The sequence below is a fragment of the Paenibacillus sp. 598K genome (assembly GCF_003851045.1).
Lineage (GTDB): Bacteria > Bacillota > Bacilli > Paenibacillales > Paenibacillaceae > Paenibacillus_D.
Window position 1 is genome coordinate 18,299 of record NZ_BFBX01000031.1, and the last position, 23,031, is coordinate 41,329.

The 23,031-nt window shown below is 58.5% G+C and carries 22 protein-coding genes; 2 read left to right on the forward strand and 20 right to left on the reverse strand.

Annotated features, from left to right (window positions below):
- From PA598K_RS10615 to PA598K_RS10660, 11 genes are all read right to left on the reverse strand, one after another.
- The coding region (locus tag PA598K_RS10615; RefSeq protein ID WP_128657051.1) for an AAA family ATPase at positions 1-546 on the reverse strand (546 nt) is incomplete at its 3' end.
- A gap of 155 nt (positions 547-701) precedes the next feature.
- Positions 702-1,457 (reverse strand): tRNA threonylcarbamoyladenosine dehydratase, encoded by a 756-nt coding sequence (locus PA598K_RS10620; protein ID WP_128656925.1) that lies wholly within the window; start codon positions 1,455-1,457, stop codon positions 702-704.
- Between the two features lie 64 nt (positions 1,458-1,521).
- The gene (gene aspS, locus PA598K_RS10625) at positions 1,522-3,336 is read right to left on the reverse strand and encodes an aspartate--tRNA ligase (protein ID WP_128656926.1); all 1,815 of its coding nucleotides are present in this window, start codon (positions 3,334-3,336) and stop codon (positions 1,522-1,524) included.
- Between the two features lies 1 nt (position 3,337).
- Positions 3,338-4,603, reverse strand: coding sequence for a histidine--tRNA ligase (gene hisS, locus PA598K_RS10630; RefSeq protein ID WP_128656927.1), 1,266 nt, complete (start codon positions 4,601-4,603; stop codon positions 3,338-3,340).
- 531 nt (positions 4,604-5,134) lie between these two features.
- Entirely contained in the window at positions 5,135-5,296 is a 162-nt protein-coding gene (locus PA598K_RS36130) for a hypothetical protein (RefSeq protein WP_185601816.1), read from the reverse strand.
- 89 nt (positions 5,297-5,385) lie between these two features.
- The gene (gene dtd / locus PA598K_RS10635) at positions 5,386-5,832 is read right to left on the reverse strand and encodes a D-aminoacyl-tRNA deacylase (protein ID WP_128656928.1); all 447 of its coding nucleotides are present in this window, start codon (positions 5,830-5,832) and stop codon (positions 5,386-5,388) included.
- Between the two features lie 17 nt (positions 5,833-5,849).
- A complete protein-coding gene (locus PA598K_RS10640; RefSeq protein WP_128656929.1) occupies positions 5,850-8,036 on the reverse strand; it encodes a RelA/SpoT family protein in 2,187 nt (728 codons plus the stop codon).
- Positions 8,037-8,218: 182 nt separating this feature from the next.
- Positions 8,219-8,731 carry an adenine phosphoribosyltransferase gene (locus tag PA598K_RS10645; RefSeq protein ID WP_128656930.1) on the reverse strand — a complete coding sequence of 171 codons (513 nt, stop codon included), beginning with the start codon at positions 8,729-8,731 and terminating at the stop codon, positions 8,219-8,221.
- A 25-nt stretch (positions 8,732-8,756) separates the two neighbouring features.
- Positions 8,757-11,144, reverse strand: coding sequence for a single-stranded-DNA-specific exonuclease RecJ (gene recJ, locus PA598K_RS10650; protein WP_128656931.1), 2,388 nt, complete (start codon positions 11,142-11,144; stop codon positions 8,757-8,759).
- A gap of 46 nt (positions 11,145-11,190) precedes the next feature.
- The gene (locus tag PA598K_RS10655; RefSeq protein WP_128656932.1) at positions 11,191-12,105 is read right to left on the reverse strand and encodes a cation diffusion facilitator family transporter; all 915 of its coding nucleotides are present in this window, start codon (positions 12,103-12,105) and stop codon (positions 11,191-11,193) included.
- A 98-nt stretch (positions 12,106-12,203) separates the two neighbouring features.
- Positions 12,204-12,443: a post-transcriptional regulator gene (locus tag PA598K_RS10660; RefSeq protein WP_128656933.1), complete on the reverse strand. Its 240-nt coding sequence runs from the start codon at positions 12,441-12,443 to the stop codon at positions 12,204-12,206.
- A 175-nt stretch (positions 12,444-12,618) separates the two neighbouring features.
- On the opposite strand from PA598K_RS10660, the gene spoVB reads away from it, so the two are divergent.
- Positions 12,619-14,160 carry a stage V sporulation protein B gene (spoVB, locus tag PA598K_RS10665; RefSeq protein ID WP_128656934.1) on the forward strand — a complete coding sequence of 514 codons (1,542 nt, stop codon included), beginning with the start codon at positions 12,619-12,621 and terminating at the stop codon, positions 14,158-14,160.
- Here spoVB and PA598K_RS10670 read toward each other — a convergent pair.
- Both PA598K_RS10670 and PA598K_RS10675 read right to left on the reverse strand, forming a co-directional pair.
- On the reverse strand, positions 14,157-14,936 hold the full coding sequence (locus tag PA598K_RS10670; RefSeq protein ID WP_128656935.1) for a YetF domain-containing protein: 780 nt from the start codon (positions 14,934-14,936) through the stop codon (positions 14,157-14,159). The genes spoVB and PA598K_RS10670 overlap by 4 nt on opposite strands.
- A 126-nt stretch (positions 14,937-15,062) precedes the next feature.
- Entirely contained in the window at positions 15,063-16,388 is a 1,326-nt protein-coding gene (locus tag PA598K_RS10675) for an SLC13 family permease (protein ID WP_128656936.1), read from the reverse strand.
- A 211-nt stretch (positions 16,389-16,599) separates the two neighbouring features.
- On the opposite strand from PA598K_RS10675, the gene PA598K_RS10680 reads away from it, so the two are divergent.
- Positions 16,600-16,995: a TIGR04086 family membrane protein gene (locus PA598K_RS10680; protein WP_260405349.1), complete on the forward strand. Its 396-nt coding sequence runs from the start codon at positions 16,600-16,602 to the stop codon at positions 16,993-16,995.
- 80 nt (positions 16,996-17,075) lie between these two features.
- Here the strand turns inward: PA598K_RS10680 and mnhG are convergent, their stop codons facing one another.
- Genes mnhG through PA598K_RS10715 form a run of 7 tightly spaced genes read right to left on the reverse strand, consistent with a single transcriptional unit; the run spans position 17,076 to position 22,882 of the window.
- Entirely contained in the window at positions 17,076-17,471 is a 396-nt protein-coding gene (gene mnhG / locus PA598K_RS10685; RefSeq protein WP_128656937.1) for a monovalent cation/H(+) antiporter subunit G, read from the reverse strand.
- Positions 17,443-17,739, reverse strand: coding sequence for a Na(+)/H(+) antiporter subunit F1 (locus tag PA598K_RS10690; RefSeq protein WP_128656938.1), 297 nt, complete (start codon positions 17,737-17,739; stop codon positions 17,443-17,445). The genes mnhG and PA598K_RS10690 overlap by 29 nt, the downstream gene beginning before the upstream one ends.
- Positions 17,739-18,215, reverse strand: a complete 477-nt coding sequence (locus PA598K_RS10695) for a Na+/H+ antiporter subunit E (RefSeq protein ID WP_128656939.1) — start codon at positions 18,213-18,215, stop codon at positions 17,739-17,741. Before PA598K_RS10695 ends, PA598K_RS10690 begins: the two co-directional genes overlap by 1 nt.
- Positions 18,216-18,221: 6 nt before the next feature.
- Positions 18,222-19,709: a Na+/H+ antiporter subunit D gene (locus tag PA598K_RS10700; protein WP_128656940.1), complete on the reverse strand. Its 1,488-nt coding sequence runs from the start codon at positions 19,707-19,709 to the stop codon at positions 18,222-18,224.
- On the reverse strand, positions 19,702-20,040 hold the full coding sequence (locus PA598K_RS10705; RefSeq protein WP_128656941.1) for a Na(+)/H(+) antiporter subunit C: 339 nt from the start codon (positions 20,038-20,040) through the stop codon (positions 19,702-19,704). Before PA598K_RS10705 ends, PA598K_RS10700 begins: the two co-directional genes overlap by 8 nt.
- Before the next feature lie 2 nt (positions 20,041-20,042).
- On the reverse strand, positions 20,043-20,468 hold the full coding sequence (locus PA598K_RS10710) for a Na(+)/H(+) antiporter subunit B (protein WP_128656942.1): 426 nt from the start codon (positions 20,466-20,468) through the stop codon (positions 20,043-20,045).
- Positions 20,465-22,882, reverse strand: a complete 2,418-nt coding sequence (locus tag PA598K_RS10715) for a Na+/H+ antiporter subunit A (protein ID WP_128656943.1) — start codon at positions 22,880-22,882, stop codon at positions 20,465-20,467. Before PA598K_RS10715 ends, PA598K_RS10710 begins: the two co-directional genes overlap by 4 nt.
- Between the last annotated feature and the right edge of the window lie 149 nt (positions 22,883-23,031).

The window sequence follows — 23,031 nt, forward strand, 5'->3', positions numbered from 1 at the left end:
CCGCCGCATCGCCAGCAGCGAGTGCTCGCCGGTGAGCGGTTCGAGCTGGAACAGCGTCGATCGCGAGAGCAAGGCGCCATTCACATGGTGGAACGGATTTTCCGTTGTCGCACCGATGAAGATGATGATGCCCTGCTCGACGGCTGGCAGGAGCGCATCCTGACGAGCGGTATTGAAGCGATGCACCTCGTCGAGGAACAGGATCGTCTTGCGCTCGTACATCGATTTGTTCAGCTTGGCCTGCTCGATCGTCTCGCGTACGTCCTTGACGGTCGCATCGACGGCGTTCAGCTTCACGAACAGTCCCGCCGTCCGCTCCGAGATTATATGGGCCAGCGTCGTCTTGCCGCAGCCGGGCGGGCCGTAGAGCAGGATCGACGACACCTGATCGCTCTCGATCGCCCGACGCAGCAGCTTGCCCTCACCGATGACATGCTCCTGGCCGATATATTCGTCGAGCGTCTGCGGACGCATCCGATCGGCCAACAGTCGGTTTGTGCGGCCCGCAGGCTTGTCCGGCTCTTCCCGGAAGGAGAAAAGATCCATCATGATCCGCCTTTCTAACCATTGATATAAAACATACGCCTGCTTGCTCCTGCCCCTATCATACCATAGCCGAATGCACGTTCGCCATCACAGGCATTCAGACGATGCGTCAAAGAGGGGCATCGCCGGATGCCCCTCTTCGTCGCTTGCCTGGCTTAGACGTGAACGCCGCCGCGCGCGAGCAAGTCGCGCACCGCTTCGCCGACCATGATCAGTCCCGCCACCGGCGGCACAAACGCATTGCTCGCCGGCGGCTGCTGCGCCTTGCGAATCTCCGGCGCATTGTCCGGCACGATCCGCTGCGTCACATCGGCGCGCGGCTTCGTCGGCTGCTCCGTGGAGAATACGACCTTGACGCCCTTGCGGATGCCGTCCTTGCGCAGCTTTTGCCGGATCACTCTGGCGATCGGGTCCATCGTCGTCTTGGAGATGTCACCAACCTGGAACTTCGACGGGTCCATCTTGTTCGCCGCGCCCATGCTGGAGATCATCGGGATGTCCCGCTTCAAACATTCCTTGATAAGATGAATCTTGTACATGATCGTATCCGATGCGTCGAGGACATAGTCGGGCTTATGCACGAACAACTGCTCATACGTCTCCTCGGTATAGAACATCCGCAGCGAGATCGCTTCGCATTCGGGGTTGATCAGCTTGATGCGGTCGCGCATCAGATCCGCCTTCGGCTGGCCGACCGTCGTCGTCAGCGCGTGGATCTGCCGGTTGATGTTCGTAATGTCGACGACATCCTTGTCGATCAGGATGATCCGGCCAACGCCGGTGCGCGCCAGCGCCTCGGCTGCGATCGAGCCGACGCCGCCGATGCCGAGCACGGCGACGGTGCTGCCCTTCATGATCGCCAGACCCTCTGGTCCGATCGCAAGCTCCGTACGCGAAAATTGATGTAGCATTCGCTATGCCGCCTTTCTTGGAAGGGTAGTTGGTCCGCTCGGCGCAGCTCCGCTGCGCGTCAGCTTACTCTGCGGCTGGCTGAGCAGTCCCTGCAGCGACCGGCGTCTTCGGCGCCGGCTTCGGCAGCGTGCGGATATGCAGCTGCTCGAGCTGGGACAGCTCGACCTCGGAAGGCGCGTCGCACAGCAGGTCGGTCGCGCTTGCCGTCTTCGGGAAGGCGATCGTCTCGCGCAGGTTGGTGCGGCCAGCCAACAGCATGACGAGACGGTCGAAGCCAAAGGCGATGCCGCCATGCGGCGGCGTGCCGTATTCGAAGGCGTCGAGCAGGAAGCCGAACTTCTCGTGCGCTTCCTCCGGGCTGAAGCCGAGCGCCGAGAACATCTGCTCCTGCACGTCGCGCTTGTAGATCCGCATCGAGCCGCCGCCGACCTCGTAGCCGTTCAGCACCAGGTCATACGCCTGCGCTCTGATCTCGCCAGGGTTCGTCTCGAACAGCGCCACATCCTCTTCCTTCGGACGGGTGAACGGATGATGCTCGGCCACATAGCGCTTCGCATCCTCATCCCAGCCGAGCAGCGGGAAGTCGACGACCCAGGCGAACTTGAACTTCGACTCGTCGATCAGTCCGAGCTCGCGGCCGATCTTCAGGCGCAGATTGCCGAGCACGTCGGCAACGACCTTCTTCTTGTCAGCGGAGAACAGGATGAGGTCGCCCTCCTCGACTTGCAGACGCTCGGTCAACGCTGCGATCTCCTCTGGCTTGAAGAACTTCACGATCGGACCGCGCCACTCGCCTTCCTTGACCGTCACCCAAGCCATGCCCTGGCCGCCGTAGCGCTTGGCGAACGGCTGCAGGTCATCGAGCTCCTTGCGGCTCCAGGAGGCGCAGCCTTTGGCGTTGAGCGCCTTGACGACCCCGCCGCCTGCCGCTACGTTTGCGAACACCTTCACTTCGCTGCCAGCGACCAGATCGGTAATGTCCTCGATCTCCAGACCGAAGCGCAGGTCCGGCTTGTCGGAGCCGTACTTGTTCATCGCATCGGTGTAGGTGATGCGCTGGAACGGCAGCTCAAGCTCGACGCCTACCGTCTCGCGCAGCAGCCGCGCCATCAGCTGCTCCATCATGCCGAGCAATTGGTCCTGCGACAGGAAGGACGTCTCGATGTCCACCTGGGTGAACTCCGGCTGGCGGTCGGCGCGCAGGTCCTCGTCGCGGAAGCAGCGGGCGATCTGGTAGTAGCGCTCCAGTCCGCCGACCATCAGCAGCTGCTTGAAGATCTGCGGCGATTGCGGCAGTGCAAAGAACTCGCCGTGATGCACGCGGCTCGGCACGAGGTAATCGCGCGCGCCCTCCGGCGTGCTCTTGGTCAAGATTGGCGTCTCAACCTCGATGAACTCCTCGTTGTCGAGGAAGTCGCGGAAGATCTTCGCCGCCTTGGAACGCAGTCGCAGCGTCTGCTGCATCTCCGGACGACGCAGGTCGAGATAGCGATACTTGAGCCGGATCGACTCGTCGACCTCGACGCCGTCTTCGATGGCGAACGGCGGCGTTTTGGCGGCGTTGACGATCTCGATCTCGGTGATGCGCACCTCGATCTCGCCGGTCGCCAGGTTCGGGTTCACTGTCTCAGGATCACGCTCTACGACCTCGCCGCGAACCGCCAATACGTATTCGTTGCGAGCCCGATCCGCGATCTCCAGCGCGTCGCCGGAGAAGGCGGGGTTGAAGACGATCTGGACGATGCCGGTACGGTCGCGCAGATCGATGAAGAGCACGCCCCCCAGATCGCGTCTGCGTTGTACCCAGCCGTTCAAGACAACGGTTTGGCCGATATCGGATTTTGAGAGCCGGCCGCATGGATGTGTTTTTTGCAACATGTTACTCATTCCTTTCAATGTTTGGTGTGGTAAGGCGATCCGCTAGTTCGGTCAGCCTTACGGTCTGCTGCTCGCCGCTCGCCATATGCTTGAGCGCGATCTCTCCCTTGGCCAGCTCGTCGTCGCCCAGGATCGCCGTGTAGCGCGCCCGCAGCCGGTCGGCCGATTTCATCTGCGCCTTCATCTTGCGGCCGAGATAGTCGCGCTCGCCGGCCAGTCCGCGCAGCCGCAGCTCATGCAGCAACCGCGTCACCTCGCGCTCCGCCGCCTCGCCCAGCGCGACCAGATAGATGTCGATCTGCGGCTCCGGCGGCGTCGCGCCTTGCTTCTCGAGCAGCAGCAGCGTACGCTCCAGTCCGAGGCCGAGTCCGACGCCCGGCTGATCGGGTCCGCCGACATCAGCGACGAGGCCGTTGTAACGGCCGCCGCCGCCGATCGTATCGATCGCGCCGATGCCCTCCGCCTTGTATTCGAAGGCCGTATGGGTGTAATAATCCAGTCCGCGCACCATGCGCGGATTGACGACATACGGGATGTTCATCGCATCGAGATGCGCCTTCACCTGCTCGAAGTGCGCGGTGCACGCCTCGTCCAGACTATCCAGGATCGACGGCGCTCCCTCGAAGTGATGCTGATCCTTTTTGCAATCGAGCACGCGCAGCGGGTTGCGCTCCATCCGTGCCTGACAGTCCTGGCAGAGCAGCTCTCGCTTCGGTCGCAGGAACGCCAGCAGCTCCTCGCGGAACGCGGCGCGAATCTCCGGCGTCCCGACCGAGTTCAGCTCGACGCGGACGCCGCTCAGTCCGACCTCGGTATAGAAGGTGTAGCCGAGCGCGATCACTTCAGCATCGAGCGACGGATCGGTCGAGCCAAGCGCCTCGACGCCGAATTGGTGGAACTGCCGGTAACGCCCCGCCTGCGCCCGCTCATAGCGGAACATCGGTCCCATATAATACAGCTTGCTGATATCGGGCTCGCCATACAGCTTGTTCTCCACATACGCCCGGACGACGCCGGCTGTCCCCTCGGGACGCAAAGTGACGCTGCGCTCGCCCCGGTCGATAAAGGTGTACATCTCCTTCTCGACGATGTCGGTCGTCTCGCCGACTCCCCGCTGATACAGCTCCGTCGTCTCAAAGACGGGCGTGCGAATCTCGCCAAAGCCAAAGCGACGGCATAGCTCTCTGGCTATCGCTTCGACGCGCTGCCATTTGGCCGATTGCCCTGGCAGGATATCCTGCGTGCCCGGCGGCTTTTGAAATCCCATCGGTGTTCCTCCTTTGTCCTTGTCTGCTCCTAATCTTGCTGCCCGGAATGCAAAAAAACTCCCGCCCCGGGCATCGCTATGCCAGGGACGAGAGTTGTTGACGACTCCCGTGGTACCACCCACATTCCGAATGAGTCAATCTGAACCCATCCGCTCAAACGGTTAACGCCCGCTACACGCAACCGGCTACTGTAATGGCACAGTCCGTTGATGGGACTGTCCAGGTTCGCCGCTTGTTCTCCAGGAGGTCGTTCGTCCATGGGCCATAAGGATGCTTGCAGCAAGCGCATCCCTCTCTGGGTACGGCGATCATGAAGTACTGTTCCTGTCATTGAATCACATATACAATATTTTTAGATTGTACAGCCTGACAACATTAAAGTCAAGATGGAAAGAAAAAGACCTGCCAAGCGGCAGGTCCAAAATGTATTATAAAAAAGGGGGTCGAGTAAATTATAACCCCGACGTGTTATGAAAAGATGTTAAAATCATTACAAAAAGATTACAAGTTAGAAAGCGCTTCGCTGCAGCCTACTTGATTCGCGGCGTCGCGGCCCTCCGTCCTTCCGTTACGCCATGCTTCCAGCCGTCCTTGTCCTCCAGACGGGCCCATAGCAGCGCCTCGCGCCGACTCTGCGGCTGCAGCTGCCGCGCCGCCTCCGCCCATGTGCTCCATTGCTCGCTTTGCCTCAAGGCTCGTCCCTCCTTGCCAGTCCACCACTAACGATAGTGTGTGCAAGCAGGGTCAGCCTTACTCGCCATTGCGGCAAACGTCAGAGCGGTTAGCGCTCCTGGCTGTCAAGCAGCAGCGTCACCGGGCCCCAATTGACGAGGCTGACGTCCATCATCGCTCCGAAGACGCCGGTCTCCACACGAAGCCCGTGTCCGCGCAACGCCTCGTTAAACGCCTCATAGAGCCGCTCCGCCTGATCCGGACGGGCGGCAGCCATATAGTTGGGACGGCGACCCTTGCGGCAATCGCCATAGAGCGTAAACTGCGAGATCGACAGCACATCTCCGCCCGCCTCCAGAATCGACAGATTCATCTTGCCCTCCGCATCGTCAAAGCATCGCAGTCCGGCCAGCTTCGCCGCCATCCAGACGATGTCCGTCTCGGTATCCTCGTGCGTAATACCGACGAGCAGCATCAGCCCTTGTCCGATCTCTCCCGTCAGGTTGCCGTCCGCACGGACGGCAGCGCTCTTGCAGCGCTGTAACACGACACGCACCTGTCGCCCTCCGTTCTCTATTGCATGATGCGCTGGACCGAATACACGTCCTTGACACGCTTGATCTTCTCTACGACCGCATGCAGATGCTCGATATTGCGGATCAGGATCGTCATATGGATGAGCGCCAGCTTGTTTTTGTCCGATCGTCCCGAGACCGCGGCGATGTTGGTCTTGCTCTCGGACACCGACTGCAGCACTTCATTGAGCAGACCCCGACGATCGTGGCCGGTGATCTCGATGTCGACGCTGTAGTTGGCCTCCACCGCATCCTCCCACTCGACCTCGATGACACGCGCCGCCTCGTCCCCCTGCTCCTCGCTCGCATGGACATTGGGGCAGTCCAGCCGATGTACAGATACGCCGCGTCCGCGCGTAATATACCCGATGATCGCGTCGCCCGGCACCGGGTTGCAGCAGCGCGCGAACCGGACGAGCACATTGTCGACGCCTTTGACGCGCACGCCGTGAGTCGGCCGCTTCTTCTCGGTCGAACCGCCGGCTTTCACTTCCTTCACTTCGGCAGTCAGCTCGATTTGATTGGCTTCCTCATTCTCCTTGCGCAGCTTCTCGGTTAGACGCGTACAGATCTGAGCGGCAGTGATCCCGCCGAAGCCGATCGCCGACAGCATATCCTCGTATTCGTTAAAGGTGAATTTCTCGGCCACTTCCTGCAGCTTGTTGTCCGACATCCAGTCGGACGGCTCGAGGCCAAGCCGCTTCAGTTCGCGCTCGAGCAGCTCCCGCCCCTTGGCGACATTCTCCTCGCGGCGCTCCTTCTTGAACCATTGCTTGATCTTGCTGCGGGCATGCGACGACTGAGCGATCTTCACCCAATCCTGGCTTGGTCCGTACGAGTGCTTGGAGGTGAGGATCTCGACGATGTCGCCGGTCTTCAGCTTGTAATCAAGCGGCACGATCCGTCCGTTCACCTTGGCGCCGATCGTCCGGTTGCCGACCTCGGTATGGACGCGATAGGCAAAGTCCAGCGGGACCGACCCGGCAGGCAGCTCGAAAACTTCTCCCTTCGGGGAGAAGACGAAGACAAGGTCGGAGAAGAAGTCCATCTTCAGCGACTCCATAAATTCGGCAGCGTCGCTCGTCTCATGCTGCAGCTCCAAAATTTCGCGGAACCACGAAACCTTATCGCCCAGACTCGCCTCCGGCGTCGAGCTGCCTTCCTTGTAAGCCCAGTGTGCGGCGATGCCGTATTCGCTCGTGCGATGCATCTCCCAGGTGCGGATCTGCACCTCTGTCGGCTCGCCGTTCGGCCCGATAACCGTCGTATGCAACGACTGGTACATATTGGCCTTGGGCATGGCGATATAATCCTTGAAGCGCCCGGGCATCGGCCGCCACAACGTATGAATGATGCCCAGCGTCGCGTAGCAATCCTTGATATTGTCGACGATGATCCGAATCGCCAGCAGATCGTAGATCTCATTGAACTGCTTGTTTTTGTCGGTCATCTTTTTGTAGATGCTGTAGATATGCTTGGGCCGGCCGGAGATATCTCCGCTGATGCCCATCTCCTCCAGCTTCTCGGTAATATCATGGACGACCTCGGCGATGTAGTTCTCCCGCTCGGTCCGCTTCTTCTTCATCAGGTTGGCGATCCGGTAGTATTGCTGGGGATTGAGATAACGCAGCGCGATATCCTCCATCTCCCACTTGATTGCCGACATGCCGAGCCGATGTGCGATCGGACAGAAGATCTCGAGCGTCTCGTAGGCGATCCGACGCTGCGATTCCTCCGACTGGAACTTCAGCGTGCGCATATTGTGCAGCCGATCCGCCAGCTTGATCAGGATGACGCGGATGTCCTGCGCCATCGCCACGAACATTTTGCGGTAGTTTTCGTTTTGCTGTTCTTCCTTCGAGCGGAAGCGGATCTTCTCCAGCTTCGTTAGCCCGTCGACGAGCATCGCGCACGTCTCGCCGAAGCGGGAGCGCACCTCGTCAAGCGCCACTGTCGTATCCTCCACCACGTCGTGCAGCAAGGCAGCGATGATCGATATGACGTCCATGCGCATATTGACGATGATGTCGGCGACAGCGACTGGATGAAGAATATAGGGTTCCCCGGATTTCCGCACTTGGCCGTGATGGGCTTGTTCAGCAAAATCGTAGGCTTCCCGGATGCTTTGCAAATCATGCTCTTTAAGATAGGCCGATGCCTTTTCGAGTAACTGCTCTATGCCCATGAAACGTCCCTTCCCGAAAAGAGTCCCCCATGAAAAGGTGTAAAGAGGTAGTTTTCCGATTTTCCTAATATTATGCCTGTTCCGCTATGCAATCGTCAACCGTGCCTTTGGCATTCCTGCAAAAAACGCCCGCATTGCGCTAGCGCTGAAGGCGCTGGCGCAGCAGGCGTGAGAGTCTCGGGTCAGTAGGTGACCAGGGAGAACACCGGCGTCTCGCCCAGCTTGTCGCGCCCGGGGAGATAGCTGAGCTCGATCAGGAAAGCCGCGCCTACGACCACGCCGCCGAGCTGCTCGATCAGCCGGATCGTCGTCCCGATCGTGCCGCCTGTCGCCAGCAGATCGTCGGCGATCAGGACGCGCTGGCCAGGCTGGATCGCATCCTTGTGCAGTGCCAGCTTGTCGTTGCCGTACTCCAGATCGTAGCTCTCCTCGACCGTCTCTCCGGGGAGCTTGCCACTCTTGCGGATCGGCACGAAGCCAACGCCAAGCTCGAGCGCCAGCGGAGCTCCGATGACAAAGCCGCGCGCTTCTGGTCCTGCGATCAGATCGACCGGCAGATGCTGGACCTGCGCCTTCATACTTTCGATCGCCGCCTTGTACGCCTTGGCGTCCTTCAGCAGCGTCGTAATGTCCTTGAACCGAATGCCCGGTTGCGGGTAGTCGGGGATGACGCGAATATAGTCTTTGAAATTCATCTGTAGGCAGCTCCTATCCTCTATTTCATTCGGGTGTTGTTGCTCCGCCGCATCGCTCGGCGATCCAGGCGGCCAACTGCGAGGTAGGCGCGACGAGGATCATATCCTCCTCCGCCTGACGCTGCGCCTCCTGGTACACGCTTGAGCTCGTCAGCTCGCGCTTGCCCGGGGCAGCGTGCACATGGATCCGCCCTTCCTCTTCGTACAGAAACTCCAGCTCCAAAAAAACGTCGACCATCATCCGGCAGGTTGCCGCTGCTCGTCCGGTAAGTCTCGCCAGCCGATCGGGCAAGTCTGCGCTCTCCCGCTCGCGCTCATCCATCCGTCGCAGTCGCTGATAGAGCTCGACGAACTGCGTGCGCTCAGGGAATGGAGCGGGCGCTTGCGGGCCCTTGCGATCATAGAGCGCAACGACCCATTCCAGCGCCGGACAAGCTTGCAGCAGCTGCTCCAGCCTCTGCGCCGAAGGGGGAGCGTGGACGAGCGCGAGCACCTGCGCATCGATCGACTCCACAGCCTCGTCATACGCGAGCAACCGCTCCGCCGAAGCCGTGCCGGCAAGGGCCGCCGCGACTTCGGCCAGCCCTTCGCTGGCTGCGCCGGCGATCGCAGTAGCGATCCGCTTGCCCGCGAATCGATCGCGCAGCTGGTGCTCCGAGCCCTCACCTGCTCCTCTCCGGTCGAACAGCTGGACATGCTTGACCCGCATATCGCTAAGCATGAGCTGCGGGCGACGGCTGCCGTTCCATTCATTGACGGCAAGCTCGCCGATCACATCGGCGAGCGCCTCGTCAGTCAACTGCTCGGCCAGCGCTCCCTGGCCAAAGCAGACCGCCTCCAACGTGGCGCGGCCGCTGCGCAGGCCAAGCTTCAAATGCTTGCCCTCCTTGCCCATCGTGCGCCGCTCGCTGATCTCGACATCAGGCAGCAGCAGCTTGGGCGACGGGTTGCCCTGACCGAACGGCTCAAGCAACGCCAGCTTGCCGATCGTCTCCAGCGTAGCCTCGGCCAGCGAGCATCGCGCATCGACGACGGTGCGCCGTATCCAGTTCTCTGCCGTCAGCCAGCGGTCCGCCAGCTCACATAACGCCGCCTCGAACGCCGGCAATCGGTCGCGATGCATGCTCATCCCGGCTGCAGCCTGATGGCCGCCATAATGGTCCAGCAGCTCGTTGCATTCGGTCAGCGCAGCATGCAGATCATAGCCTTCGATCGAGCGGGCTGAGCCCTTGCACATCCCGCTATCGGCATCGATACCCAGGATGATCGTCGGGCGATAATGTCGGTCGAGCAGCTTGGAGGCGACGATGCCGATGACGCCGACGTTCCAGCCCTCGGCGGCGAGCACGATGACGGATGGCTCCGGCAGGCCCGCAGCCTCGCGCTCGCGACAACGCTCGCTCCACATCGCCTCCGCCTCGTCGACCATCCGTTCAACGAGCTGCTGGCGCTCCTTGTTAAGCCCGTCCAACTGGTAGGCGGCTGCCAGCGCTTCGTCGGCATCGCCCGTCGTCAGCAGGCGCACGGCGACATCGGCATGGGCGAGTCTGCCGCTGGCGTTGATGCGCGGCGCCATGCCGAAGGCGATCTGCGTCGAGGTCACATGACGCAGATCGATGCCGCTCACCTCGGCCAACGCCCTAAAACCAACGCCGGCGCCCTGCGCCATACGACGCAAGCCTTCGCGCACGAGGATCCGGTTCTCGTCCTGGAGCGGCATCAGGTCAGCGACGGTGCCGAGCGCTGCCAGCTCCGCCCACTCCAGCGGCGGGCGCTCCAGCAGCGCGGAGGCCAGCTTGAAGGCGACGCCGACGCCGGCCAGCCCGTCGAAGGGATAAGCGCAGTCCGGCAGCTTCGGATTGATCGTCGCATCGGCCTCCGGCAGCTGCTCCGGTGGCTCATGATGGTCCGTGACGACGACCGTCATCCCGAGCGACCGGGCATACGCGACTTCCCCTACAGCGCTGATGCCTGTATCGACCGTCACGAGCAGCTTCACACCGGCGGAAGCCGCATGGTCGATCGCCTGCCGATTGAGACCGTAGCCCTCCAGCTTGCGGTCCGGTATGTAGTAGTCATAGTCGTAGCCAAGCGCCGAGAATAGTCGGATCATCAGGGAGGTACTGCTGACTCCGTCCGCGTCATAGTCGCCGTAGATCCTCAGCTTGGCTCCGCCCTCGCCTGCTTCGCGGATGAGCCGCACCGCCTCGCGCATGCCCGCCATCCGATACGGATCATGGAGGTCGGCCGCATCGCCATACAGGAAAGTGCGGGCGCTCCCCAGATCAGAGATACCTCGCTTCACCAGCAAGCCCGCCACCAGCGGCGGTAGTTCCAACTGCTCCGCTAACTCGCGCGCCAGCCGATCTTCCCGCTCCGTTGGCATGACCCATCTTGTTTTTGCTTGAATCACGTGTTGTCATCACCTCGTCTTTGGCTTGGAATGAATGGGGTATGGATTATTGCAGCAAGGTCGGCATCGGCTCCTGGTTCGGGTCATGATTGGACTTGTACGGATAACCCGGATCGTAAGGATCGACAGCGATATAGACCTCGCTAATATGAATGAACCGCTTGAGCAAAATCTCTCGTACGCGCTTGGCAATCTCTTGCCCCTCCAAAACACTGATCCGCGGATTGACGCTGATCCGCAGCTCGACGGCGACATAATGTCCCTGCTCCCACGCCTTGAGATCCTCGACCGTTATGACGCCCTCGATGCGCTGTACGATCTGCATCAGCTCTGTTGCGTCCTCCTCCTGAAGCGACAGCTTGTGTCCCTGGAGCACCAGCCCCGTGATGAGACGGTAGCCGCTCAACAGGACGAGGATTGCGATGACGAAGGCCGCGGCAGGATCCAGATAGTACAATGCAGGCGCATTGAAGAGCTCGCCGCTATAAGCGCCGGCGATCCCGAGCAGGGCGACGGCCGAAGCGAGCAGATCCGTCTTGCGGCTCTTGCTGGGCACCGCCAGCAACTGCACGAGCAGCGAGACGACGATGACGACCAGCGCCGACCAATGCGGCGCCGCATCAACGCCGAGCAGCACGGCGCGCAGCGTCTGGATCGCGATCTCGAGGCCAAGCAGCAACAGCAAGACCGAAATGATGACGCCCGAGACCGTCTCGATTCGGTTGCGGCCCCGCTGGGCCGAGCGCTTCTCGTAAGGCTGCGGCGACTGGGCTTTGCGCAGTCCGATAACAGCGGCGAAGCATGCCGCCGCCTCTGCTGCAGACCGCACTGCATCGGCGAGCAGCGCCGCACTGCCCGCCGCTATCCCCGTCGCTCCCTTGAGCAGCGCCAGCCCGGCATTGCCGGCCAGCCCCAAAGTAGCGGAAGCCTCGGCTTCCGCATGTCGCGGTTTTGCCGCCATCTCGACCACCCCTTCTGTATGCGTGCCGTTTGCGCCTCGCATGGCTTATCAGTCCTATTATAACGATGCCCTAAATCGCCGTCAAAAAAAACCGCCTCTTAAAAGGCGGTTCCCTTAAAAGCGCTGAGCGTCAGGTAGTTCATAAAACCGGTCACCTTGAGCGACAAAATATCGTTGACAATCCGATACAGCGGCGGGTCCTCTCCCGATTTGTAGCGGTCGCTGACGCATTGCCAGATCTCCTCCGCCGTTACATGCTCGTAGCCGAGTAAATGAAACTCCTCCGCCTTGCTGCAGCACAGCGTCTCGATCGCTTCATTTAGCTCGCGTTCGTCCATGAGCATCACCATCCCTTTGGGAAGATATAATTCGACGTGAGCCGCCCTGATTCCTGCTTGGAAATATATGCGCATCGAACCGGACATGCCGCGCATAAGCTGAACATAGGGGCCTGTCTTGCCATTAAGCCTTGCTGTGCCCATCCAACCCGCCAGGAAAGTCGAGGGAGAACCTATGACCAAGCAAACCTTCATTAAGGGCGCTATGATTTTGCTCGCAGCCGGCATCATCAACCGCATCCTCGGCTTTATCCCCCGCATCGCGCTGCCGCGCATCATCGGCGCTGAGGGAGTCGGGCTATACCAGCTCGGTTATCCGTTCCTGATCGTCATGCTGACCGTCATTACGGGAGGCATCCCGCTCGCCGTCGCCAAGTGGGTCGCCGAAGCGCAGTCCCAGGGCGACGAGCGAAAGGTGCGACACATCTTCCGCACGGCGATTGGGCTGACGGTGGTGCTGGCGATTGTCTTTACCGCGATTACAATTACTCTGGCTCCTTGGATCTCTACCAAGGTGCTGACCGACGAGCGAGTTTATTATCCCTTTTTATTCATGACGCCGATGCTGCTCATTGCCGCCGTATCCTCTGTGTGCCGAGGGTATTTTCAGGGCAAGCAAAATATGATCCCCAGCGCGCTGTCGCAAGTGATCGAGACATTGTTCCGCATCGTCTTCGTCCTTTTCTTCGCTCAGCTGCTGCTGCCGCGTGGGCTGGAGTGGGCCGCTGCGGGAGCGATGATCGGCTCGGTCATCGGCGAATGCTGCGGCCTGCTCGTGCTGCTCTACCAGCTCGCACGCGAAAAGAAACGGCGGCTTACCGAAGATAACCAAGCCCAAGAGCCGCTGCTGAAGCGGCTCGTAAGCTGGTCTGTGCCGGTTACGCTGAGCAAAATGTCCGGCTCGCTCTCGTACTTGTTCGAGTCGATCCTCACGGTGCGAGCGCTCGCCGTCGCCGGCGTAGCTACCGGAGCGGCGACCGCGCAATACGGCGCGTTGCAAGGCATGATCCTGCCGGTCGTCCTGCTGCCAACGGCGCTCACCTACTCGCTCTCGGTCTCCCTGGTGCCGTCGCTCTCGGAGGCAGCCGCCCGCGGCGACCACGCCACGATCCGCAAGCGCATGGGCCAGACGATGCGGCTGGCGCTCGTCAGCGGCGCGCCATGCGTCGTCATCATGGCCATGCTAGCAGGGCCGATCTGCAGCGTGCTGTACGATCATGCCGAGATTACGCCGATGCTGCAGATGATTGCACCGTTTGCCTTGTTTATCTATCTCCAGGCACCGCTGCAGGCCGCCTTGCAGGCGTTAGACAAGCCCGGCACCGCGCTGCGCAACACACTCATCGGCGCCGCCGTCAAGCTGACCCTGATCACGCTGCTCGCCTCGCGGCCGGAGCTCGGCATCTACGGCGCTTTGATCGCGATGGGCGTGCAGATCGTCATCGTCACTCTGCTGCATTGGAGCAGTGTGCTGCGTCTGGTAGGCTCCCATATGCAGTTGCTGGATGGCATCAAGGTAGGGGCCGCCGCATTGATCACCGCAGCCGTCATCAAGTACGCATACGCCCTCCCTTGGCTTGCCGGCGAGTGGTTGAAGCTGCTGGCATCCGCGAGTATCGGACTTGTCGTCTACCTGCTGCTCATGCTGCTGCTAGGCATCATCGACAAGAGCGATCTGTCTCGCCTGCCCGTTGTAGGTCGCTGGGTGAAGCCTTAGCGTTTGCGGCGGCCTTTATCGACGAACAGCCGTCCCTTATGATCGACCGTGCAGAGGAGGACGTCTTTGACCTCGCCGACGCCTTGCTGGCGCAGCTGATGCTTTAGCCAGAAGTGGCTTTTCTCCAGCTTCGCCAGGTTCTCTTCTTGAATCTGGCCATCCATAATAAGCGGGATGGGCAAGATTTCATAGCGAAACTTGGACGGGAAGGTGATTTCCTCCTGCTTATTTTGCTTCCCTTTTTGCTTTGTTTGCTGATGTTGCTTTGTTTGCTGATGTTGCTCTTTTTGCTGGCTTTGCTGATTTTGCCCTTGCTGCTCATTTTGCTCCTTCTCGAAGACAGACAGCTTGCCGCTTGTCTCGAGGATGGCAAATTCAACATCCGATACCGCCGAGATCTGATTTTCGCGCAGTTGCAGCAGCAAGTCGTCCAGATTGTAGCGCTGCTTGGCCATAACCTTCCGGTTTAGCTTGCCCTTGGCAATGATGACGCTTGGCTTGCCATCAAAGAGGATGCGAATTTTGCGGTTTTTGAGCGCGACAAAGGCCAGCCCGACCTGGATCAGCATCAACGCCAGCATAGGTACAATACCATGAAGCATCGGCACCTTCGTATCCTCGATGACGATCACCGCAATCTCCGCCACCATTACTGAGATGACCAGGTCAAAAATCGACAGCTTGCCGATCTCCCGCTTGCCCATAAATCGCATGACCAAAAAGACAACAAAATAAATCAGCACGGTACGTAATAAAATCATGCCAAGCTCGGACATCACAATCACCCCTTCGAAAGATTACGCGCGCAAGGAGTACGCGTATAATCATACGTAAGGGGTAGTGTAGCCGCCAACCTGTGTCGCCATGCAAAACAAGCAGCGTCGAAATATGGCAGTGCCGCGTCACGTATAAAAGAAATAAAGATAAGCTGCGCTAATCGCAAGCGAAATCAATGCCAACGGGATGCCAATCAAGCTGTAGCGCAAAAAAGAAACGGGCTCGCCTTGCTTGGCGACCATCCCTGCGGCGACAATGCTCGCGGAAGACCCGAGCAAGGTCGCCGATCCCCCCAATCCTGCGCCCAGCGCCAGCGCCCACCAGCCGCCGTCCCATGACGGAGCGTTGACGCTGTTCAAAAACATGCCCATCTCCTCGATAATCGGGATCGCTCCCGCCACCAAAGGCAGCTGATCGGCCGATGCCGATACAAGCCCCGAGGTCCACAGCACCAGCTGCGTGGCTGCGACGGCATGGCCTTCGGTCATCTGCAGCGCCAGACCCGCCAAATAATGGGTGATGCCGGTCTTCTCAAGCGCGCTCACGACAATGAGCAGACCTGCAATATAAGTTAACAGCTTCCAGTCCAGGGCAACCGCTGCGCCTTTTATCGTACCGACTCCACCAGCGACGGCTAATGCAACTGCGCCACTCCAGACAATTGCATAGGCCGGTATATCCAGCCAACCGTGCAGCAGTAGACAGATGATGACAGCAAGCAGCACCCCCCAGCCGATCCAGCTGCCGCGAGCCGTCGTCTGTTCCGCTGCAGCTGCGGTTTGCTTGATCAGCTTGGCGCGGACGGCAGGCGATACCCGCAGCCGCGCCCGGTAGACCAGCAACAGCGAGACCATGCTGACGCCCAATGCGAGCAGCAGCGGAGGTCCGAGGTGACGCACAAACTCCCAAAAGGACAGCTTTGCGGAAGCGCCGATCAGCATATTGGCCGGGCTGCCGACCAACGTCGCCGCGCCGCCGATATGACTGCTGATGAGAATGCCAACCATATAAGGAAAGGCGGATATTCGTAGCAACTGGGCCGCCGTAATGGCCAAAGGCATAAGCAGCAGTACAGTCCCCAATTGATCCAGCAGCGCAGACAATAGTGCACTCAACAGCATCAGCAACGCAAGTAGTCGCCCTGATCTCCCTTGCGCCAGCGACAACGCCCGGACAGCCATATGCATGAAGACGCCGAACCTGCCGAGCAGCCCGGTGAGCAGCAGGACACCGGCCACAAGCAGCAGCGTCTCCCAGATGATCGCGTCGATGAATGCTTCGCGGATCGAGAGAATGCCTAGCAATAAAAGCGCGCCTACAGCAGCGGCCGATACGACCGCCCGTCCAGGCTTCTCCATGATGCCCGCCAAATAAATGAGACCAAACAAGATCGCTGCGGCAATCCAATGCCAGCCGCCGCCAAGCAGTTGATCGGTCATCGTGTATTCCATTCTGTATCCCTCCTGTTGTCAAGCAAGCCCAGGCAAAGCCCCTCTAGGACGTGTCTGCATACTCCGAGCCTAGTATACTAAAGCATCCGAATTGCCGTCTACCCGTACTAATTCGGTCAGCTTGACCATATGCTGTATTACGATGATTGTCCGCCTCCGTGCGGCGACGGTTTCTGTTGCATCCACTCCACTTGGAAAGGAAGTCAAGCTTATGATGAATCCGATCAAGCATGTGCCCAAAGTGAAAATCCGTTCCCCGCTCTTGGCCGGCTTGATGACGGCCGCCGTGTGGCTGGCAGCCAGCGTCCTCCTGCTCTCCCTGCTGCTGCATTTCAGCAGTATGAAGGAGCAATCGCTGCCGCAGCTTTCCATTGCAGTACATGGCCTGTGCGCGCTCGCAGGCGGGTTTGTGGCGGGGCGGCGCTCCGGTCAGAAGGGCTGGTATCACGGCTGCATGCTGGGTATATTTTATGGCTTGCTCGTCATGATCGCCGGTTTTTTGGCGCTCGACGCCTCGGTCGGGCTGCAAAGCCTGACGCTGCTCGCGCTTGCCCTGGCCGCCGGCGGCGTCGGTGGTATGGTTGGCATTCATGCCCGCAGCCAATAATCGGCCATGCCGTAGCCTTCAACTAAAAATCGCTTTCGGTCGCAGACGCCGAAAGCGATTTTTTAGTTGCTGATGAAGTTTTAAGCTTGCGATTTTTCCGGTTGAGGCTTTGACTTCCGTTCCTCGGCAATCGCCAGCTTCAGATCGTCGCGGATGCTCTTTTGCCACATCGGCACGCCCGACATATAGGCCGCTCTCTCGATCAGATGACCGGCGACCGGGGCCGTGATGAACACGAAGACAATGCCGAGCAGCATCTTGGCGCTGATCAATCCCTCGAAAAACATAAAGTACAAAAAGCCGCCCGTCAGCACGCTCAGCACGCCTAACGTCGCACTTTTGGTCGCAGCGTGCGATCGCAGGTACACATCGGGAAGGCGGATCAGTCCAAAGGCGCTGAGCGCGCTAATAATGGCACCGATCAAGATCAGGATCGCTATGATCGGCTCAGCGATCATCTGGGCTGTCTTCTCCATGGTTGATCACCACCCCCCGTTGAATAAATTTAGAAAAGGCTACCGTACTCAGAAAAGCCAAGATGCCGATTAACAAAATCAATTCCAGATACGCTGTGGTCCGGAACATAATCGACAGCACCGTGACCATCCCGATCAGATTAATGCCGATCGTATCGAGCGCGACGATCCGGTCGGGCATCGAAGGGCCCTTGATCACCCGGAACAGACAGGTCAGCGTAGCCAGCGAGAGGATGACTATAGCGATATACAATACCGTATCGAGCATTATCGGCTCACCTCCAGTATTGCTTTCTCAAAAACATCGCGAATCTGCTTGACATATTTTTCTTCCTCCGCCATGTTCATCGCGTGCAGGTACAAGGTCTGGCGTTCCTTGGAAACCTCCAGCACAAGCGTGCCCGGCGTCAGCGTGAGCAAGCAGGACAACACGGTCAGCTCCCAGTCGCTGCTCAGCTTCGTCTTGTAAGCGAAGATCCCCGGACGAATCTTAAGCTCCGGCTGAATGATATGGAGAATGACCGAGATACTCGACAGCACCAGCTCCCGCAGCAACAGCAGGATCAGCTTGATGCATTTCCAGACGCGATACAGGTAGAAGCGACCGCCGAAAAACCGTCGAAACACATAGACGAAGCCGATGCCGACCAGGAATCCGACGACAAAAAAGGAAAATGTCCACTCATTGTGAAGGAACATCCATATGAAAGCGATGATCATATTAATAATAAATTGGAAGGCCATCGTCATCTACTCCTTTAGCACGGCATCGATATAGAGCTCGGGCTTCATCAGCAGCTCGGCCGCTGTCGACACATAGGGATGAAGCAACTGCGCGCCTACGCCGATGAGCACGACCAGCAGACTGAGTCCGACGATCGGCGCCACATGGCCCGCATTCAGCTTAAACGGCTTTTCCGGTTGAATCTTGTTCAGACTGCCTTCGCTCCAGAAAGCCATCATAAACACGCGGATCAGCGACAGCAGGACGAGCAAGCTCATGATCAGGCTGATCGCGGTGGTCCAGTACCAGCCTGCCTCCAGCCCGCCCTTGACGATGAGCAGCTTGCCGATGAAGCCGCTGAGCGGCGGCACGCCGACCAACGACATCGTCGTCAGCAGGAACAGCCAGCCGACGATCGGATAGGTCTTGATCATCCCACCCATGCGCGTCAGCTTGTCGGTGCCCGCTGCCATGACGATCAGTCCGCCAAGCAGGAAGAGCAGCGCCTTGGCGACCATGTCATGCATCAGATAATAGATGGCCCCCTCCAGGGAAGACTGATTGGCAACCGCCAGTCCGAAGACGATAAAGCCGACGCCGGCGACAATATTGTAGACAAGCACCCGATTGACATCCTGATAGGCCAACGCGCCGATAACGCCCAAGATCATCGTCAATGCCGCCAATACGCCGATGAACGTATGCGTGACGCCAGGGTCATGATAGAACACCAGCGTGAAGATGCGAATAATCGCATAGATGCCCACCTTGGTGAGCAAAGCTCCGAATAACGCGGTCACGACTGGCGACGGCACCGTATAGGAGCCCGGCAGCCAGAAGAATAGCAGCAAGCCTGCCTTCATCCCGAACACGAACAGGAACAGGATCGCAAGCAGCGTCATCATGCCGCCTTGCCCCGCCTCGGCTACTCTTAGGGACAGATGGGCGAGATTAAGCGTGCCGGTCACGCCGTACAGATAAGCGACCGAGGTGACGAACATCGCCGAGGAAATAATATTGATCAGCAAATATTTGATCGATTCGCGCAGCTGCCTCTTCTTGCCGCCCAACACAATCAAGGCATAGGAGGAGATCAGCATGACCTCAAAGCAGACAAACAGGTTGAAAATATCGCCCGTCAGAAACGAACCGATGACGCCGACGAGCAGAAATTGGTAAAACACATAAAAGTAATGACGTTCCTTATCTTCCTCTACGGTGACAAACGCATAAATCAGGCACAAGGCGCCGATCACAGCGGTCGTAACCACCAGAATCGAGGCGAACATATCGGCTACGAATACGATGCCGTACGGCGGCGCCCAGCCCCCCATATTCAAGGTCAAGACGCCGCGCTCATATACTTGTGAAGCCAGGTACAGCGAGACGCCGATATTCAGCAGCGCGCTGAGGAGACTGATCGCCCGCAGCCATACGCGTTGATGGCGGAAGAAGATGAGCAGCGCTCCCGTCGTCAGCGGAATCAATAATGGCAAAATCGTCAGGTTACTCATCGTCTCGTCCCCTTAACTGCTCCATGTCGTCCGTGCGCAGCTCTTTGTATGCACGGTACGCCAATACGAAGAAAAATGCGGTTACGCCAAAGTTAATAACTATCGAGGTCAGAATTAAAGCTTGCGGCAGCGGATCGACATACGCTCCGATATCCTCGCTCCAGATCGGCGCAACGCCCGTCTTGAGCCGCGACATCGTCAGCAGCAGCAAATGCACGCCGTGCGTCAGCATGGACGTCCCCAGGATAATCCGCAGCAGATCACGGGAGAGTACCATATACGTGCCGATCATAAACAGGATCCCGGTCGTAACAGACATGAGTATTTCCATCGTTATCGATCCTCCCCGATGGACAAGATGATCGTCATCGTCACGCCGACGACAGCCAGGTAGACGCCCAAATCAAATATCATCGCCGTTGCCAGCTCAACCTCGCCCAGCAGCGGCAGGGTGAAATAATCGTACGCCTGCGACATGAATGGCGCTCCGAACACAAACGATCCCATGCCCGAAAAAATGGCGATCAGCAAGCCTGTTGCCGTGACGTAATGAAAATTGACGGGCAGCGCCTGCCTCATCGTCTTCAGGTCATAGGCCAATGCGAGCAGCACCAGGGCCGCAGCAGACATCAGGCCGCCGATGAAGCCGCCGCCCGGATTGTTGTGGCCCGCCAAAAACAAGAAGCCGGAGAAGGTCATAATGATGAAAACTGTAACCTGGGAGGTCGTCTGCAGCACTACATCTCTCGAATTCATCATGAACGGCCCTCCTCCTGTTCTCCCTGCTCGGTGCGATGACGCACCTTGATCAGACTGTAGATCGCCAGCGAGGCCGCAGCGAGCACCATAATCTCAAGGAAGGTGTCAAAGCCCCGGAAGTCGACCAAAATGACATTGACGATGTTTTTGCCGCCTGCGGAGCGGTAGCTCTCCTCGACAAAATAATCGGAGATCGAATCAAACAACTGGTGATTGGAAACGGCCAGCGCAATCATCGTCACGAGCAAGCCAACCGAGCCGGACAAAATAATTTTGAAGATGCGCATCCGACTCGACGAGCGCTCGCGCTGCAGCTTGGGCAAATGATAGAAGCAGAGCAGGAACAACGCGACAGAAACCGTCTCGACGATCATCTGCGTCAGCGCCAGATCGGGCGCCCGGAAGACGATAAAAAATAACGTTACCATGTAGCCTACCGTGCCGACCAGCACGATCGCCGCCATCCGCGATTTGGCGAATGGCACGGCAGCCGCAGCAAGGATAAGCACACCGGTCAAAATCGCTTCGTACACCGTAATCTCGGCGAAGACAATGTTGCCGTGACGCTCGAATGGGTTGATGCGCAGCAGGAAATAACCGCCGACGAGCACCAGAAACGCAAAAATATAAATCATGTAGTGGCGAAGCGAGCCTGTCATATACGTATCCGTGATCGCCCTAGAGAAGCGCTGCGAGCCCTTCAAAAGGAAATCATAAATTTTGGAGAAGGACAAGTTGCCGGGCAGATACCCGTAAATCCGCATCCAGTAGCGCTTCGTCAGGAACAACACCACCCCGAGCGCAATGACGCCGAGCGTCATCTTCAGCTCCGTGTTGAAGCCGTGCCAAAAGCTGATCTTCTTCGCCTCGACGATGTCGAGCGTCGGCAGGATCGCCTTCATCGCCGGCTCAATCAGCGTATACGTCAGCAGGTTCGGGAACAGGCCGAAGACGATGACCAGCGCCGCCAGGATGCCCGGCGGGATCAGCAGCCCAAGCGAAGCCTCATGCGGCGGCTCTCCCAGCTCTTCCTTGGGGAATGGGCCGGTGAAGGTCCGGAACAGAATAATCAAGCAATAGACAAATGTGAACACGCTGGCGATCCAGGCGACGACAGGGAACAGCAGCGCCCACGACTGGACGTTGAAGAAATCCATCGTCGACACTTCGAGCAGCGCGGTGAAGAACATCTCCTTGCTCAAAAAGCCATTAAACGGCGGCAAACCCGCCATCGAAAGGGTACCGATCAAGGCAAAGGTGAACGTTACGGGCATGAAGGCCATCAAGCCGCCAAGCTTGCGAATGTCCCGTGTGCCGGTCTCGTGGTCGACGATACCGACAACCATGAACAATGCGCCCTTGAATGTTGCATGATTGATCAGATGAAAGACGGCTGTCATAATCGCTGCCGTATAGATCGCGGTGTCTGCTCCCCCCGTGTAGAACGAAGCCGAACCTAGACCCAGCAAGCTCATAATAAGCCCCAACTGACTGATCGTCGAATAAGCAAGTATGGCCTTCAGGTCCGTATTCCGTACGGCCGTATAGGAACCCCAGAGCATCGTAACCAGTCCTGTAAGCGAGACGATCCAGAACCATAGCGCATCGCCGCCGAAAACAACGCCAAAACGGGCGACGATATACAGTCCGGCCTTTACCATCGTAGCGGAGTGCAAATAGGCGCTGACCGGCGTCGGCGCTTCCATCGCATCTGGCAGCCAGATATGGAACGGGAACTGGGCCGACTTCGTAAACGCGCCGAGCAGCACTAAAATCATCGCAGGCGCAAACAGCTCATGCGAGGAGAGCAGACCGGCTTGATCGATAATCTCGCGCAGGCTGAAGGTGCCCGTCATCGTGTGCAGCAAAATAAAGCCCGTCAGCATGGCAAAGCCGCCAAAAACGGTTATGAGCATCGACTTCAATGCGCCGTAGCGGGAATGATCCCGATTGTACCAAAAGGCGATAAGGAGAAATGAGGATAAGCTCGTAAGCTCCCAAAAACCGTAGAGCACGATCAAATTATCGGAGAGCACAACCCCAAGCATCGCTCCCATAAATAGGAGAAGGTACATGTAGAAGCGGTGGATCGCTTCTTTTTCTTTAGAAAGGTAGTAAATCGAGTAGAGTACAACAAGTGCCCCGATCCCGGTAATCAACAAGGCAAATAACAAACCTAGCCCGTCGAGGTAAGCGGTAATGTCCACGCCCAGCGATGGAATCCATTCGACCGTCGCTTGGATGGCCTCGCCTTTGCTGATCGATGGCAGCTCGGCAATAAAATACAGAAATGCGAGCAGCGGCACCGGCAGCACAAACCAGCCGGTATGGACTTTTTTGAACAGCTTGTAGAATAGCGGCACGATAGCTGCCGCAGCAAAAGGAAGTAAAATAACACCATGAAGCATAGACAAGCAGCAACACCCCCACATGACAATCTCGTGCACCGTCTTCGTCATTGCTCCTGCGCAATGGCGAGAAGTTTTCTTTTACGTTTCACAAAACTCGTTCATCCTTCATACGTATAAGTTGCCCTGACGTTTCATTTTTCAATAACGGCTTG

Excerpts from the sequence above, each read along its gene's own strand:
- PA598K_RS10710 (WP_128656942.1), bottom strand. The coding sequence starts at position 20,468 with ATGATGAATTCGAGAGATGTAGTGCTGCAGACGACCTCCCAGGTTACA.
- PA598K_RS10690 (WP_128656938.1), bottom strand. The coding sequence starts at position 17,739 with ATGCTCGATACGGTATTGTATATCGCTATAGTCATCCTCTCGCTGGCT.
- PA598K_RS10680 (WP_260405349.1), top strand. The coding sequence starts at position 16,600 with ATGATGAATCCGATCAAGCATGTGCCCAAAGTGAAAATCCGTTCCCCG.
- PA598K_RS10675 (WP_128656936.1), bottom strand. The coding sequence starts at position 16,388 with ATGGAATACACGATGACCGATCAACTGCTTGGCGGCGGCTGGCATTGG.
- aspS (WP_128656926.1), bottom strand. The coding sequence starts at position 3,336 with ATGTTGCAAAAAACACATCCATGCGGCCGGCTCTCAAAATCCGATATC.
- PA598K_RS10640 (WP_128656929.1), bottom strand. The coding sequence starts at position 8,036 with ATGGGCATAGAGCAGTTACTCGAAAAGGCATCGGCCTATCTTAAAGAG.
- spoVB (WP_128656934.1), top strand. The coding sequence starts at position 12,619 with ATGACCAAGCAAACCTTCATTAAGGGCGCTATGATTTTGCTCGCAGCC.
- PA598K_RS10695 (WP_128656939.1), bottom strand. The coding sequence starts at position 18,215 with ATGGCCTTCCAATTTATTATTAATATGATCATCGCTTTCATATGGATG.
- PA598K_RS10700 (WP_128656940.1), bottom strand. The coding sequence starts at position 19,709 with ATGAGTAACCTGACGATTTTGCCATTATTGATTCCGCTGACGACGGGA.
- PA598K_RS10670 (WP_128656935.1), bottom strand. The coding sequence starts at position 14,936 with ATGTCCGAGCTTGGCATGATTTTATTACGTACCGTGCTGATTTATTTT.
- PA598K_RS10705 (WP_128656941.1), bottom strand. The coding sequence starts at position 20,040 with ATGGAAATACTCATGTCTGTTACGACCGGGATCCTGTTTATGATCGGC.
- PA598K_RS10660 (WP_128656933.1), bottom strand. The coding sequence starts at position 12,443 with ATGGACGAACGCGAGCTAAATGAAGCGATCGAGACGCTGTGCTGCAGC.
- PA598K_RS10620 (WP_128656925.1), bottom strand. The coding sequence starts at position 1,457 with ATGCTACATCAATTTTCGCGTACGGAGCTTGCGATCGGACCAGAGGGT.
- mnhG (WP_128656937.1), bottom strand. The coding sequence starts at position 17,471 with ATGGAGAAGACAGCCCAGATGATCGCTGAGCCGATCATAGCGATCCTG.
- PA598K_RS10655 (WP_128656932.1), bottom strand. The coding sequence starts at position 12,105 with ATGGCGGCAAAACCGCGACATGCGGAAGCCGAGGCTTCCGCTACTTTG.
- hisS (WP_128656927.1), bottom strand. The coding sequence starts at position 4,603 with ATGGGATTTCAAAAGCCGCCGGGCACGCAGGATATCCTGCCAGGGCAA.
- PA598K_RS10645 (WP_128656930.1), bottom strand. The coding sequence starts at position 8,731 with ATGAATTTCAAAGACTATATTCGCGTCATCCCCGACTACCCGCAACCG.